The 1,013-nt window shown below is 36.3% G+C and carries 1 protein-coding gene; it reads right to left on the bottom strand.

Annotation, left to right across the window (positions count from 1 at the left end):
- Nucleotides 1–594 precede the first annotated feature (594 nt).
- Nucleotides 595–1,013 (bottom strand): phage integrase N-terminal SAM-like domain-containing protein (locus B5G52_RS21705; RefSeq protein WP_254911268.1); only part of this gene is annotated, 419 nt, incomplete at its 5' end.

The following is a 1,013-nucleotide window of genomic DNA, read 5'->3' as shown; positions in this document are numbered from 1 at the left end:
CATTTTGGTGGTTTATAACACACCGAAACGGCGTATATTACATACCCTGATAATTTCACCAATAATTACCTTTGTAAACAAGTAATTAAAACAGCTAGGAATTAAGCATGTTATTTTGCCCCAAAACGGCGTTTAATAATGTTATTGGACAAAATTAGATTTCTACTTAAAACACAGGAATAAATTTAACTTTTTCAGTGTCCGGTTATCGCTCAAAGCCGACCTATAGAATAATTGCTTTAACACGTTTTGGGGCAGAAACGAGTTACGGCTGATAGTCGGCTCATGGCACATAGCAGCCAACTAAACTTGACAGTATTTTTATGTGGTTGGCTCTAAAACCAGTATTTGGTAACATTATGCCAATTTTTACTTCAATATTATGCCAACATACACTACACTAACGGAGCTGTAGCCCAATAAGCTCGTTTGTACTTATGCCAACTTATACTTCAAACAACATTTGGGTGTTGTAAATTTCCCTTTTCAAACTATCTAAAAATTGCCAATATTATTTTCTCATAATGCGCTTTTGGTAAATCCTCATCAAAATTGTAATGACATCATTTTTAATCAAATAGGCGTGTTTTTTCATCATACCCTTGTCGTGAAGTGAACATTGATAAAGTTTAAAATAATTATGTGCTTGTATAGAAATGACAATGAATTGAGTGCCGTGGCTTGCGTTCGCGGTGCAACGTTTTGTTTTAACACTAAGTACTCTAGATAGTGCTCGACTTCATTGTCTCCCATTGAGGCGGGGTGGCGCTTATCATGAAAATGGATATAAGATACAATCCATCTCAGGTACGTGTCCACGGTACGTAATGAATACTGACGTACCAACATATAATCAGCGATATAATTTAAAAATGGAGAACGCGTTTTCATGTCATCACCAATATCAGTTACTGTGTAAACATACAGTTTAGTTGTTGTGCTCCCATATTCAAGAAAAAGAGCGTCGAGCGCACTATAAAATTGTTGAACTAAGCCGCTACGCGGAGATCCTA

Origin of the sequence: Pseudoalteromonas sp. A601, from assembly GCF_002165575.1 — a bacterium.
Taxonomy (GTDB): domain Bacteria; phylum Pseudomonadota; class Gammaproteobacteria; order Enterobacterales; family Alteromonadaceae; genus Pseudoalteromonas.
Note: the sequence above shows the minus strand (reverse complement) of the source record. Positions and strands in the feature narration are given on the sequence as shown.